Raw genomic sequence first — 13255 nt, forward strand, 5'->3', positions numbered from 1 at the left:
GCTCAGCGGCCGGCCGGCAGCGCCACGCGCAGCACCCACTCGCCGTCGTCGGGGCCGACGGCGAAGCGCCCGCCCAGCAGGTCGACGCGCTCGCGGATCCCCGCCAGGCCGTAGCCGAGGGACAGTCGCGACAGGCGACGCCGCGCGGGGATCGCGCTGCTCATGCGCAGGATGACCTCGTCGCCCAACACCTCGACGGTGATGGCGCACGCGCCGTCGCGGCTGGCGTAGCGCAGGACGTTGGTGACGCCCTCCTGCATGACCCGGGTGAGGGTGCGCAGCGTGGGCGCCGGTAGCCCGTCGGCGGCCGCATCAACAGAAACCGACGCCGTGAACCCGTTGTCGCGGAGGGTCTGACTCAGGACGTCGACGACCGTCGTGGGCGTGACCAGCGCGGCGCCGTCGGCCCCGCCCTCTCCCCCGGCCATGATGCGGCCGAGAAGTTCCATCTCCTCCTCCGCCCCGGTGATGGACCGGCGCATCCGGTCCAGCGCTGTGCGCAGCTCGACCGGGTCGTCACTGTCGCCGAAGGCCATGCACTGGAGGGTGGCGACGGAGAGATGGTGCGCGACCACGTCGTGCAGCTCGCGCGCCAGCAGGTTGCGTTCCTCGGTGCGGATGCGTTCCGCCGTGGCCTGCAGCGCCCTCATCTCCGTCAGGTGCCGGCGGCGCGACATCAGGAAGTGCCGGGCGGCCACCATCGTCGGCAGCGCCACCAGGACGATCGCCGCGACCAGCGCCCGCTCCCGCACGGCCCCGACGTCGACGGCGGTCGCCATGAGCAGCGCGACGGAGGCCGCGGCGCCCAGGAGGCCCGCCGCCCAGCGCTTGGTGACCCTGGCAGCCTGCAGGCAGGCCACCAGGAGCAGCGCCAGAAGCGCCAGGTCGTCGGAGTGCGGCGTGAAGAGCATCCCCAGGGTCGCGGCCACCGCGGGAAGTGTGCCCACCACGGGCCACCAGAGCAGCAGCCCCGCCGCGGTGAAGCCGGCAAGTTCCCAGGCGAGGTCCCAGCGGATCTCGCCGGCCATCAACGCGCCGGGGAGTTGGGCGCCCGCCGTGAGGCCGCCCATGGTCAGCGCCATGGTCAGCACGCCGCGCAGCGTCGCCATCGACAGCCACTGCTGCCAGGCGGGTTCCGCGGCCGGTGTCTCGCGGTCCATGGCAGCGTCGAGGGCGGGCGGCAGCTCCATGCGCAGCGTCCGCTTGCCGGCGCGGATCTGGGTCCGCAGGATGCCGCCGAGGGCGTCGACGCGTTGGCCGAGCCGGTCCAGGCGCCGCTCCTGCTCCGGGTCCGGGACCAGCGCGGCCGGGTAGGCGGCGTCGAGCAGCACCCACCCGCGGCGGCGCTCAGCGGTGACGGTGACGGCTGTGCGCCCGTCGGTGGGCGGCTCCTCGGCCAGCGCGGCAAGGACGACCTCTTCCAAGGCCTTGACGACGGTGGCCTGCGTGACCCGGCTGAGTCCGTCGAGATCGGCCGGGAGGTCCATCGCGGTGGACATCCCGCGGGCCGCGAGGCGCTGCTCCGAGCGGCGCGCCATGTCCGACACGGTCGGCCCGGCGATGGACTCGTCGTGTCCGCTGGCGGTCGCGTCCTCGCGGAGCATCCCCACCAGCGCGCGGACCTCGCCCAATGCCCTCAGGCAGGCGTCGTTGATCGCCTTGATGGCGCCGCGGAGGGTCGCGGGATCCGTCACGGGCGCGGACTCCTCGAGCACCCGCCGGCTCTCGGCGAGCCCCACCGTGATGAGCGTGCGGAGTTCTCCCCCCAGCCGGGCGCGCTCCTCGGCTCGGATGCGCGACGTGTCGTCCTCCATGACGAGGATGCGCCCCTGGCCACGACGCCGGGCCAGCAGCATGCCCCGCAGCAGGCCCCCCGCCAGCAACCCGGGGATGAGCAGGACCAGGTATGAGGCCGTCATCTCCCACCAGGGAGGACTCTGCAGCCCGCGGAGGACCGCGTAGCTGAGGAAGAGCCCCACGGTCGCCGCAGCCTCCAACGGTCTGGCGACAGCCACAAAAGCGCCGGTGACAAAGACGGGCGCCAACACGTCAGCTTCCATGTTGCCGAATGTCAACGTCAGCATCATGGGAGTCAGTGCGACCACCAGGCTAAGTTTGGGACGCCAGAGCGCGATGACGCACGCTGCCGCCTCCAGCACCTGAGCCAGAGGCGAGACCGCCGTGTGCCATCCCGCCCGCTCCCACTCGATCAGATTGCCGAGTGCACCGAAGACCACCGTCGCCGCGAGGATGTAGCGGGAAGCGTTGAGCAGGTCCGTGGATCTAGTACGGACTGTCTTGGACGCAGTTCCGCCGGGACTGGCCTGTCTAGCCTCGTCCCGGCGGAGAGATGGGGTGCTGATGGTGCCGAAGCGATCAGCGCGGGTGGCACATGGCGAGCCACGGGAAGATCGGGCAGATGAAGTTCGTGTCCTCGGCCACCGTGACGGTGCCGCCCACGGGCTTCGGGGCAGCCGTCTTGGGGGCCGCGACAGCGGACGGGGCGATGGCGACGGCGAGGATGAGACCTGCGACGAGAGAGCGGACCTTCATGGCAATCCTTCGGGGAAGAAATTTGTGGTGTGCAGTACAACTAATACCGGCCCCCCCACGGCATCAGATACTCACTTTCGGCCGGACTTTTCCGAGAGCCCTGTAACTATACCGCCGTGAAACCCCGTTAGGGTACTCACATGAACAGTCCGTGCCGCCTCCTCGTGGTCGACGACGACCCGATGGTCCGCGAGGCCTATCGCATCTTCTTCGCCCGCAACGCCGGCTACCAGGTCGTCGGCGAGGCCAGGGACGGCAACGAGGCGGTGCAGGCCTGGCGGACGCACCGTCCCGACGTGACCCTCATGGACCTCCAGATGCCCGAGAAGTCCGGGGTCGACGCGACGCGTGAGATCTGCGGCCAGTGGCCCGAGGCCTGCGTCGTGGCGCTGACGACGTTCGGGACCCGTGAGTACATCGTCGCGGCGCTGCGCGCGGGGGCCTCGGGATACCTGCTCAAGGATGCGGGCGGTCCCGCGCTCATCGCCGGGATCCAGCAGGCGTTGGCCGGCGAGATGCCGCTGTCGGCGGCGGTGCGCCGCGAGTTGGTGTCGAACGTCCTGGACACACCCGAGCCCACCCGGCAGACGCCCCCGGATCCCGGGCTGGCCCCGCGCGAGAAGGAGCTCCTGCGGTGGCTGGCCCAAGGCCTGACCAACCAGCAGATCGGCGCGAAGATGTTCGTCTCGGAGGGCACGGTCAAGCAGTACCTGTCGCACATCGGCGACAAGATGGGCCTGAAGTCGAGGACTCAGATCCTCGTGCGGGCCATTCAGCTGGGCATCGTGGATCCGACCGAGATGGACCCCGTCACGGGTCGCTGACCTCAGCGGCGCGACACCGTCGCCGCGACACCGAACGCCCCCACGGCCAGCAGCCCCAGCCAGGCCATCGCCGCGCTGACGCTCCCCCACGAGCCGTCCGGAACCCCTGACGGGCCGCAGATCGCCGTCGGGACGGCCGACCCGAGCAGCAGCGGCCGGGCGGCGGGGACACCTGAGAGCAGGGGCTCGACGACGAGGGGCCACCCCAGCACCACCGCCATGGTGGGTCCGGTCCGGCGAAGGACCGACGCTACCGCCACGGCCACGACCACCACGAACACCGCCACCACCGCGGCACGCGCCACCATGGGCGCCGCGGACAGCGCCCCGAGACCCTCCTGGCGGTCGTCGGGCGTGACCAGGGCGACGACCACCACGGACAGGAGCGCCGCGAGCGCGGCCGCCACGGACGACACGAGGGCGTGCACGGTCATCGGGGCCAGGACCCAGCGCCATCCCGACGGTTGGAGGAGCCGGGCCACGTCATGGGTGCCGGTCGAGTACTCGCGGCTGACGGACCAGGCCGCGGCGACCGCCAGCCCCAGGACGCCGACGCCCGTGAGCGGGACCATCGCGGACGAGTCCGACGCGGGTGGCAGCGCGGGGTCCGTCGCGACGGCCAGTGCGTGACGCAGCGGAAGCACGACGCCGGCCAGGGCGAGCACCAGAGCCGCCGGGACCCACCCCCGGATTCCCACGAACCTGATGCGCTCCGCGTTCGTCGCGGCTGTGATCACCGCATCCCGCCGACAGCGAGCGCCGCGACACGCGGCACAGCGCCTCCCGCGAGACGGGCCAGGGTGTCGGCCAGACCGTCGTCGGTCTCGACCATGCTGAGGATCCCGAAGCCGACGGCCGCCTCGTTGATCCGCTGCGCCGAGAGTCCCGACACCTCGAGCGACACACCGTCGTCGGTGAGCCGGGGGGTGACATCGGCGCCCATGCTCCGCAAGAGGTCGAACAGCTCCCCCTGGCGCTCTGCGCGCAGGACGACGGTGGGGCGGGCCTGGGCTCGCAGGGCCGCGGCGTCCTCGTCGGCGACGATGCGTCCGTGGCCGAGCACGACCACCCGGTCCGCGACCGCGGCCAGCCTACCGAGCGAGTTCCCGGTCACGAGGACCGCCTTGCCGCGGGCGGCCAGCCGGCGGAGCACCTGGCGCAGCCAGAGCGCGTCGAGTCCGTCGAGATGCCGCAGCGGGTCATCGAGGACGTAGTGGTCGGGGTCCCCGAGCATGGCCGACGCCACGCCCAGCCGGACGCGGAGGGCGGGGGTGAAGTCGCGCACCTTGATCCCCGCGACGCTACCCAGCCCGACCATCTCCAGCAGGTCGTCGACCCGCCGGGACGGCAGCGCCGATCCCGCGGCCATCCACCGCAGGTGATCGCGGGCGGTACGGGCCGGATGGGCCGGCGCCCCGGCCAGCAGGGTACCCACGGCGGTGAGCGGGGAGTCCAGTGATCCGTACGGGGCGCCGTCGATGAGGGCGGATCCGGTGCCGGCGCGGTCCAGTCCGACGATCGCGCGGACCAGCGAGGTGGCCTCGGCGGCGACGGGGCTGACCACTGCGGTGACCTGGCCCGCGGCGACGCGCAGGCTCACGCGATCCAGCACGGGGCGGCGCCCGTGGGTCGTCGAGAGGTCGCGCACGTCGATCACGTCCCGATCCTGCCTCGCGACGGCGCGGCGACGCCACGCGAAGGGGCCGGATCGGCCGGATCCTGGAAGAAAGTTAGGCGCTCACTCGCCCAGAATGCCCGCGACGAAGCCTTCGGGGTCGAACGGGGCCAGATCGTCCGGGCCCTCCCCCAGCCCGACGAGCTTGACCGGCACGCCCAGCTCTCGCTGGACCTGGATGACGATGCCGCCCTTGGCGGAGCCGTCCAGCTTCGTCAGCACGATGCCCGTGACATCGACGACCTCGGAGAAGATGCGCGCCTGCGTCATGCCGTTCTGGCCGGTGGTGGCGTCGAGGACCAGCAGGACCTCGCTGACCGCCGCCTTCTTCTCGATGACGCGCTTGACCTTTCCGAGCTCGTCCATGAGCCCGGTCTTGGTGTGCAGGCGGCCGGCGGTGTCGACGATGACGACGTCGACGCCCTCCGCCGCACCCTGTGCGACGGCGTCGAAGGCCACCGAGGCCGGGTCTCCGGCCTCGGGACCGCGGACGGTGTGGACGCCGACCCGTTCGCCCCAGGTGGCCAGCTGCTCGGTGGCGGCGGCGCGGAAGGTGTCGGCGGCGCCGAGCAGGACGCTGCGCCCCTCCGCGACGAGCACGCGGGCGAGCTTGCCCACCGTCGTCGTCTTGCCGGTGCCGTTGACTCCGACCACCAGCACGACCGCCGGCAGCCCGTCCGCGGACGGCGTGAGGTTGAGTGAACGGTCGAGGTGCGGATCGACGAGGGCGAGGAGTTCCTCGTGCAGGATGCGGCGGGCCTCCGCGGGATCGGCGACCCCGTCGACGGCGAACCGCCGGCGCAGCGCGCCGGTCAGCTCCGTGGTGGGGCCGACGCCCAGATCCGATGTGATGAGGGTGGTTTCGAAGTCGTCCCACGTCTCCTCGTCCAAGCGGTCCACCGAGAGGAGGTCGGCCAGCGCGCGGGCGAGGGCGTTGTTGCTGCCGGCGAGACGCCGGCGCAGGCGCGCCCACCGTGAGGTCGCGGACTCGGGACGCTCGATGACGGCGGCCGGCGGTGCCGCGACGTCCGGAGCGCCGGCCGGGGGGACGGCTTCGGCGTAGGTGGGCTCCGCAGGCTCAGGGGTGACGGGCGGTACGACGACCTCGCCGCCCGGCTCACGCGGCTCGAGTTCGGGCCTCTCCTCGTGCTCCAGTTGGCGACGACGGTCGACCGCGACCACGATGCCTGCGATGAGGATCGCCAGTCCGACGATCGCGATGATGACCCAGAAGAACCACTCCACGCGGTCATCCTAGCCGTCGGCCGCGGGGCGGCCGATCCGGCGGTCAGGGCGTGCGCTGATCCAGCCGCTCGAGGAACTTCGGCACCACGCCGCGACCTTCGAGGTGCCGGGCGGCCGCGCTCACGAGGCGCTGCCAGGCGGGGTGCTTGACGGTGAGCCGCCCGGACGACTCCGCCACGACGGCGAGGAGGACGGCGGCGAGGAGGACGACTGAGAGGACAGCGAAGACTGCGACCAGCACGGACGTGCCCTTTCTTCGGCGGGGAAGCTGTTCCCATGGTGCCGCAGGACGGGGCGGGCGGCGAAATCTCCCCCGGCGAGTCTCAGCGTTCGTGGAGCCGCTGCGACACCACCGTCGAGATCCCGTCCCCGCGCATGGTGACGCCGTACAGCGAGTCGGCGATCTCCATGGTCCGCTTCTGGTGCGTGATGACGATGAGCTGCGAGGACGCGCGGAGCTCCTCGTAGATCGACAGCAGCCGCCCGAGGTTGGCGTCGTCGAGGGCGGCCTCGACCTCGTCGAGGATGTAGAACGGGCTGGGACGGGCGATGAACAACGCCACCAGGAACGCCACGGCGACCAGCGACCGTTCGCCGCCCGAGAGCAGCGACAGCCGCTTGACCTGCTTGCCCGCCGGGCGCGCCTCGACGTCGACACCGGTCGTCAGCCAGTCGCCCGGGTCCGTGAGGACCAGGCGCCCCTCGCCGCCGGGGAAGAGACGGCTGAACACGTCGCGGAAGCTGGCCTCCACGTCCCGGTACGCGGCCTCGAACACCTCCTGGACGCGGCGGTCGACCTCTTCGACGATGTCCAGCAGGTCCGCCCGGGTCCGTTTGAGGTCGTCGAGCTGCTCCGCCAGGAACTGGTGCCGGGCGGTCATGGCCTCGAACTCCTCGAGGGCCAACGGGTTCACCCGGCCCAGCACGGCGAGGTTGCGCTCCGCCGCGCGGAGCCTGGCGGTCTGCTGGGCCCGGTCGTAGGCGACCGGCGGGGGCTGCTCGTCGTCCTCGGTGAGGGCAGAGCCGTCGGGACGGGTGAGGACGGGGATGCTGCGGTCGGGGCCGTACTCTGCGACGAGGTCGTCGGCCTCCATCCCCAGGTCGTGCAGCGCGCGGTCGGCGAGCTGTTCCACCCGCATGCGCAGCTCGATCCTGACCATCTCGTCGCGGTGGGCGCCGCGCACGATCTCGTCGAGACGGGCGGCGGCGGCCTTCGCGGTGTGGCGGGCCCGGGTGGTGGCGCTCTCCGCCTCGCGCCTGGCCTGATCGGCCGCCTCCCGCGCCGCGGATGCCAGCCGGCGCGCGGTGTCGACCCGATCAGCCAGCACCTGCGCCGCCCGGTGCACAGCCGCGGCCACCTCGGCCTCGCGGCGTGCCTGTTCGGCCCGGGCACGCGCCTTGGCCCGGCTCTGCCGTTCGTGCTGCGCGGCGCGGGCGAGGGAGTCCGCCCGGCCGGCGATCGCCTTGACCTGCTCCTCCGCCGTGCGCAGCGCCAGCCTGGCCTCCATCTCGGCCTGTCGTGCGCGGCGGGCCTCGGCCGCCTTGTCGTCGCGCTCGGCCGGGTCAGGTTCGGTGTCGTCGCCCTCGGCAGCCGCCGCCTCGAGCCGCGCGGTCAGCTCGGCCAGCTGCTCCTCGTCGCGGGCGCGCGCCGCGCGCGCCGTCTCGATGGCCTCGGCCAGCCGCTCGGCCTCCCGCCTGGCCGTCGCCTGGGTCTGGCGGTGCGCGTTCAGCTGCTCCGCCACCGCGGCCAGTTCGGCGTCGGAGGCGTGCAACGCGCTCAGCGCCTCACTCTCCCCGCGCTTCGCCTCCGCCAACCTCGCCGCGATCTCCTGGGCCCGGAATCGCTGTCGCTCCGCCTCCCGCCGCGACTCCTCCAGGTCGTTTCGGGCCTCCGCGAGCTGCGCCTGCACCTCCAGCAGCGACGGCGCAGCGGCGGACCCGCCCTCGACCAGCCAGGCGGAGAACAGGTCCCCGTCGCGGGTGACGGCCACGGCGTGCGGGTGCCGCGACACCACGCGCGTGGCCTCGTCCGCCGTCTCCACGGCGACGGCGGCGCCCAGCAGCCGGTCCAGCGCACCCGCAAGATGGTCGGGGGCGCGGACGAGGTCCAGCAGGCTGGTTCCGTCGCCGGGAATCTCGACGGCGTGACGCGGCGCCCCGGACACCAGCAGCGGGGCACGTCCCAGCTCCGAGTCGGCCAGGAACCGCGAGGCTTTCACGGCACCGTCGAGGGAGTGCACGACGACGGCCTCGGCCATCCCGCGCAGCGCGGCCGCGGCGGCGGCCTCCCAGCCCGCCTCGACCTCCAGGAGGTCGCTCAGCCGGCCGACCACGTCGTCGTGCCCGGCGTCGAGCAGGTCCGCGGTGCCGTCCTTGCGGCGTGTCAGCAGGTCCAACGCCTCGATCCGGGCCTCCAGCGCCGCCCGGCGCCGGGTGGTGTCGGCCTCGGCGGAGCGCAGCGTGGCGGCCTCCGCCTCCAGTTCGGCGACCGCGGCGGCCGCCTGCTCGTACGCCTCGTCCAGGTCCGACTCGGAGGCGCCGAGGCCCGCGAGCGACGCCTCCGTGGCGACGTACCGGCCCCCCGCCTCGTCGGCGCGACCCAACGCCTCGTCGCGCCGCGCGGCGAGCCGGGCCATCTCCTCGTCCGACGCCTCGAGGCGCGACCGGATGGAGTTCACCCGCCCGGTGAGCCTGGCGAGGCCCTCCCGGCGGTCGGCGATGGCCCGCAGCGCGGCGCTGTAGGACTGTTCGGCGGCGGCGTGCTCGTGCTCGGCGCCGGTGCGCCGCAGCGTCGCGTCGCTCAGCGCCGAACGCGCGGCGTCCACCTGCGCGGCCAGTTCCCGCTCGCGCGCGGCCAGTTCGGCGGCCTCGGCCTCCAGGACCTCCGGGTCCCGGCCCCCCACCTCGAGGGCGGGCTGCGCCTCACCCGCCCGCATGCGTTCGGCGGCGATCGACACAGTGGTCGTGACGCGTTCGCGCAGGCCCGCCAGCGCGTACCACTGTTCCTGCATGGCGTCGAAGTGCGCTGCCGCGGCCTTGAGGTGCGTCTCCGCCGCCTCCTCGGCCTCCAGCGCCGCGGAGACCTCCCGCTCGGCGCGGGCGCGCGCCTCGGCGGCGGCGGCCTCGTCGGCCAGTTCGGCCGCGAGCTTGGCCTGGGCCTGCGCGAGATCGTCGGCCAGCAGTCTCGCCTTCGCGTCGCGCAGTTCCGACTGGATCACGGCGGCCTTGCGGGCGGCCTGGGCCTGGCGGCCGAGCGGCTTGAGTTGCCGCTGCAACTCGGACACGAGGTCGCCCAGGCGCTCGAGGTTGGCCTTCGTGGCGTCCAGCTTCCGCAGCGCCTTCTCCTTGCGCTTGCGGTGCTTGAGGACGCCGGCGGCCTCCTCGATGAAGCCGCGTCGCGACTCGGGCGTGGCCTGCAGGATGGCGTCGAGCTGGCCCTGCCCGACGATGACGTGCATCTCACGACCGATGCCGGAGTCGCTGAGCAGCTCCTGCACGTCGAGCAGCCGGGCGGCGGCCCCGTTGATCGCGTACTCGGAGCCACCCGAGCGGAACATGGTGCGCGTGATGGTCACCTCGGAGTACTCGATGGGCAGCGCCCCGTCGGAGTTGTCGATGGTGAGTTCGACCTCCGCGCGGCCCAGCGGCGCCCGTTTGGCGGTGCCGGCGAAGATGACGTCTTCCATCTTCCCGCCGCGCAGGGTCTTGGCGCCCTGTTCCCCCATGACCCAGCTCAGGGCGTCGACGACGTTCGACTTGCCCGATCCGTTGGGCCCCACGACGCAGGTGATCCCGGGCTCGAAGACCAGCGTCGTCGCGGACGCGAAGGACTTGAAGCCGCGGAGAGTGAGCTGCTTGAGATACATGGCTGCGCTATGCCACCCCGATGGGGGCCTCTGGGCGACGGATGGAACGGAAGGTCCAGAACTTGTTGAGCAGGAAGCTCACGGGGATCGTGAAGATGATCATGATGAGCTGCGCCCAGTACAGCTTGGTGCGCAGGCCCGAGGAGTTGTCGAACACGTCGCTCGGCAGGGCGATCGGTGAGGCCTCCCACATGAGAAGCGTGAGCAGGATCATGCCGATGCCCTGCGCGGCCAGTCCGACGGTGAGGAACGGCCAGTATTCGCGCCACCAGCGGGAATGCCGGTGCGACCCGAAGGTCCACCACCGGTTGAGCTGGAAGTTCACGAGGTTCGCCACGACGAAGGCCACCATGCTCATCACGTGGTACCAGCGGATGTTGAAGTCCGTTCCTGGGATGGCCCACCAGGCGCCGCCGCCGTAGGCGGAGCCGGGCCAGATGAGCGGCAGCGTGTGGCGCTGTGTCCAGATGACGCCCATGTTGACCAGGACACCGAGGCCACCGACCGTGCCGAACCGCAGGAACTGCCGGATGGAGTGCCGGTAGCGGTGCACGACCCGGGTGATCATGGGAGCTCCTTCGCGACCGGCTGGCAGGACGGGCAGTAGTGGCTGCTGCGGTTCATGAACGCCCGGCGGGCGATCGGGGTGCCGCACCGCGTGCAGGGCTGCTCCTCGCGACCGTACACGGCCAGTGACCGGGAGAAGTACCCGGACTCACCATTGACGTTGACGTAGAGCGAGTCGAAGGACGTGCCGCCCTCGGCGAGGGCCTCGGCCATGACGGAGGAGGCGGCCGCGAGGACCGACGTGGCCTGGTCCGGGGTGAGGGAGGCGGTGGGGTGGGCGTAGTGGACGCCGGCGCGCCACAGAGCCTCGTCGGCGTAGATGTTGCCGATGCCCGAGACCAGGGTCTGATCCAGCAGCGCACGCTTGACCTGGGTGCGGCGGCGGCGCAGCGCGGCCGCGGTCGCGGCGGCGTCGAACTCGGGATCGAACGGGTCGAGAGCGATGTGCGGCACCGGGCACACCGCCATCCCCGGCCGCAGCTCCAGGCCACCGAACATGCGCTGGTCGACGAAACGCAGCTGCGTCCCGTCGTCGAGATCGACGACGACGCGCGTGTGCCGGGCGTGGGCGTCGCCCGGGGCGTTGACCCGGAGCTGGCCGCTCATCCCCAGATGGATGACGAGGGCGTCGTCACCGAGCGCGAGCCACAGGTACTTGCCGCGGCGGCGCACCGCGTCGATGCGCCTCCCGGTGAGGTCGGCGGCAAAGGCGTCGGGGCCGACGGGGTGCGCCCGCACGGGGCGGGGATGGAGCACGGAGGTGCCGAGGATCCGACGTCCCGTGACGTGGGCGTCGAGGCCGCGCCGGACGACCTCGACCTCCGGCAGTTCAGGCACCGCTGACGGCCCCGAAGGCGATGCTGGCCGCGATCTGCTCGGCCCGCTTCTTGCTGGGGGCCGTGCCGGTGCCCATGGGCTTGCCGTCGACGTAGACCACAGCCGTGAAGACCCGCTCGTGGTCCGGCCCGGTGCCGCTGACCTCGTAGCGGGGCAGCTCCCAACCGCGTTCAGCGCAGATCTCCTGCAGCGCGGTCTTGTGGTCCGAGTAGTCCCCCGTGGCCGCCGCGGCCTCGATCCGATGGTCCAGGTTGCGGTGGATGAACGCCGCCGCGGCATCTGGGCCGGCGGAGAGGAAGATCGCGCCGATGACCGCCTCCATCGTGTCGGCCAGGATCGACGTCTTCTCACGGCCCTTGGTGGCCAGTTCGCCCTTCCCGAGCAGGATGTGCTGGGCCAGGCCGAGTTCGCGGGCGACCTCGGCGAGGGCCACGGAACTCACGACCCGGGCGCGTAGCTTGGCCAGGTGCCCCTCGGGCAGGTCCGGGTGGCTGCGGTAGATGTGCTCCGTGACGACGATCTGCAGCACGGCGTCGCCCAGGAACTCCAACCGTTCGTTAGACGGCAGTCCCCCGGCCTCGTAGGCGTAGCTGCGGTGGGTGAAGGACAACTCAAAGAGCTGGGCGTCGACCTCGACGCCCAGCTCCCTCAGCTGGTCCTGTAGAGCGCTCATCCCGCCCTCAGCGGGAGAAGGCCGGCTCAGGCCTCGAGCACCTGGCGGCGCGAGCCACGCGGGCCGTACTGGCCGCAGCTCGGGCAGGCAGTGTGCTGCAGGTGACGCTCACGGCACGCCGGGTTGGCGCACACGACGGTGGGGACGACAGTCGTCTTCCACTGCGCGCGGCGCGACCGGGTGTTGCTGCGCGACATCTTCCGCTTCGGAACGGCCACGATGTTCTCCTAGGGTTTCTTCGACCTGATGATCTGCTCAGTTGGGTGCGTCCCCGCCGAGGTCCGCCAGCTTCTCCCACCGGGGATCGACTCGCTGACCATGGCTGTGCTCGGGATCGTCGTTGAGGTTGACCCCACATTCGGGGCAGAGCCCACGACAATCTTCCTCGCACAGTGGCGTGAACGGCAATTCAAGTACCACGGCGTCGCGCAGGGCCTCCTCGAGGTCGATCGTCTCGTCGACGACGACGCTCTCGTCCTCCTCGACCTCGTGTCCGGGGTAGAAGAAGAGCTCCTGCAGATCGAAGGAGGCTTCCCCCTCGATATCGTCCAGGCACCGGGAGCACTGACCGTGCAGCTGCACGTCCGCCGTTCCCGTCACCAGGACGCCCTCGGTGACGGCCTCGAGCCGGAGACCCAGCTCGATGTCGGAACCGTGTGGCACCCCGATCATGTGGATGCCCAGGTCGGCCGGCGCGGGGACCGTCGTGGACACCTGCTTCATCGCGCCCGTCCGACGCGCCAGCTCGTGCACCTCGAGAACGAGGGGCGAGCGGCGGTCGGGGTGGGGATGCACGGGTGACACGTCGGATTCCCTTCGTAGACCGTCCAAGACCTCGTCATGACCGACCGCCAACTCTACCGAGTCGCGGTGCGATTTCCCAAAACGCGAGTTGACTCATCGAAGATGCCCGCGTAGCTGGAGTCGTTGACTCATCTGAAGATGCCCGCGTGGGTCAGACTCGGGGATGGAGTTGACGATGGCGACACGTAGAGCGGTCACGCAGGCTCAGCTG

At 71.8% G+C, this 13255-nt stretch carries 13 protein-coding genes; 1 reads left to right on the plus strand and 12 read right to left on the minus strand.

Annotated elements, in window-relative coordinates; all coding sequences use genetic code 11:
• Nucleotides 1-2: 2 nt before the first annotated feature.
• Nucleotides 3-2105 (minus strand): sensor histidine kinase, encoded by a 2103-nt coding sequence (locus BCR15_RS02400; RefSeq protein WP_141680003.1) that lies wholly within the window; start codon nucleotides 2103-2105, stop codon nucleotides 3-5.
• A gap of 271 nt (nucleotides 2106-2376) precedes the next feature.
• Nucleotides 2377-2553 (minus strand): hypothetical protein, encoded by a 177-nt coding sequence (locus tag BCR15_RS14865; protein WP_153302372.1) that lies wholly within the window; start codon nucleotides 2551-2553, stop codon nucleotides 2377-2379.
• A gap of 140 nt (nucleotides 2554-2693) precedes the next feature.
• On the opposite strand from BCR15_RS14865, the gene BCR15_RS02405 reads away from it, so the two are divergent.
• On the plus strand, nucleotides 2694-3377 hold the full coding sequence (locus BCR15_RS02405; RefSeq protein ID WP_068750077.1) for a response regulator: 684 nt from the start codon (nucleotides 2694-2696) through the stop codon (nucleotides 3375-3377).
• Nucleotides 3378-3379: 2 nt separating this feature from the next.
• Here BCR15_RS02405 and BCR15_RS02410 read toward each other — a convergent pair whose 3' ends face one another.
• From BCR15_RS02410 to BCR15_RS02455, 10 genes are all read right to left on the minus strand, one after another.
• On the minus strand, nucleotides 3380-4114 hold the full coding sequence (locus tag BCR15_RS02410) for a hypothetical protein (protein ID WP_068750079.1): 735 nt from the start codon (nucleotides 4112-4114) through the stop codon (nucleotides 3380-3382).
• Nucleotides 4111-5034: an ATP-binding cassette domain-containing protein gene (locus BCR15_RS02415; RefSeq protein ID WP_068750081.1), complete on the minus strand. Its 924-nt coding sequence runs from the start codon at nucleotides 5032-5034 to the stop codon at nucleotides 4111-4113. Before BCR15_RS02415 ends, BCR15_RS02410 begins: the two co-directional genes overlap by 4 nt.
• 81 nt (nucleotides 5035-5115) lie before the next feature.
• Entirely contained in the window at nucleotides 5116-6297 is a 1182-nt protein-coding gene (gene ftsY / locus BCR15_RS02420; RefSeq protein ID WP_068750083.1) for a signal recognition particle-docking protein FtsY, read from the minus strand.
• A gap of 43 nt (nucleotides 6298-6340) precedes the next feature.
• Nucleotides 6341-6538 carry a hypothetical protein gene (locus BCR15_RS02425; RefSeq protein ID WP_068750085.1) on the minus strand — a complete coding sequence of 66 codons (198 nt, stop codon included), beginning with the start codon at nucleotides 6536-6538 and terminating at the stop codon, nucleotides 6341-6343.
• Nucleotides 6539-6620: 82 nt separating this feature from the next.
• Nucleotides 6621-10163, minus strand: a complete 3543-nt coding sequence (gene smc / locus BCR15_RS02430) for a chromosome segregation protein SMC (protein WP_068750087.1) — start codon at nucleotides 10161-10163, stop codon at nucleotides 6621-6623.
• Between the two features lie 7 nt (nucleotides 10164-10170).
• Entirely contained in the window at nucleotides 10171-10731 is a 561-nt protein-coding gene (locus BCR15_RS02435) for a GtrA family protein (protein ID WP_068750089.1), read from the minus strand.
• Nucleotides 10728-11567, minus strand: coding sequence for a bifunctional DNA-formamidopyrimidine glycosylase/DNA-(apurinic or apyrimidinic site) lyase (gene mutM, locus BCR15_RS02440; protein ID WP_068750090.1), 840 nt, complete (start codon nucleotides 11565-11567; stop codon nucleotides 10728-10730). Before mutM ends, BCR15_RS02435 begins: the two co-directional genes overlap by 4 nt.
• Nucleotides 11560-12240, minus strand: coding sequence for a ribonuclease III (gene rnc / locus BCR15_RS02445; RefSeq protein ID WP_068750092.1), 681 nt, complete (start codon nucleotides 12238-12240; stop codon nucleotides 11560-11562). The genes mutM and rnc overlap by 8 nt, the downstream gene beginning before the upstream one ends.
• 26 nt (nucleotides 12241-12266) lie before the next feature.
• Complete coding sequence (gene rpmF, locus BCR15_RS02450) at nucleotides 12267-12458, minus strand: 50S ribosomal protein L32 (protein ID WP_068750094.1); 192 nt, start codon at nucleotides 12456-12458, stop codon at nucleotides 12267-12269.
• A gap of 37 nt (nucleotides 12459-12495) precedes the next feature.
• On the minus strand, nucleotides 12496-13044 hold the full coding sequence (locus BCR15_RS02455; protein WP_068750096.1) for a YceD family protein: 549 nt from the start codon (nucleotides 13042-13044) through the stop codon (nucleotides 12496-12498).
• Nucleotides 13045-13255: the final 211 nt, after the last annotated feature.

The sequence above is a fragment of the Tessaracoccus lapidicaptus genome, from assembly GCF_001693815.1.
Lineage (GTDB): Bacteria > Actinomycetota > Actinomycetes > Propionibacteriales > Propionibacteriaceae > Arachnia > Arachnia lapidicapta.

What these genes read in the sequence shown, in the direction of transcription:
- BCR15_RS14865 (WP_153302372.1), bottom strand. Translation starts at nt 2,553, where the DNA reads ATGAAGGTCCGCTCTCTCGTCGCAGGTCTCATCCTCGCCGTCGCCATC.
- BCR15_RS02405 (WP_068750077.1), top strand. Translation starts at nt 2,694, where the DNA reads ATGAACAGTCCGTGCCGCCTCCTCGTGGTCGACGACGACCCGATGGTC.
- smc (WP_068750087.1), bottom strand. Translation starts at nt 10,163, where the DNA reads ATGTATCTCAAGCAGCTCACTCTCCGCGGCTTCAAGTCCTTCGCGTCC.
- BCR15_RS02435 (WP_068750089.1), bottom strand. Translation starts at nt 10,731, where the DNA reads ATGATCACCCGGGTCGTGCACCGCTACCGGCACTCCATCCGGCAGTTC.
- rnc (WP_068750092.1), bottom strand. Translation starts at nt 12,240, where the DNA reads ATGAGCGCTCTACAGGACCAGCTGAGGGAGCTGGGCGTCGAGGTCGAC.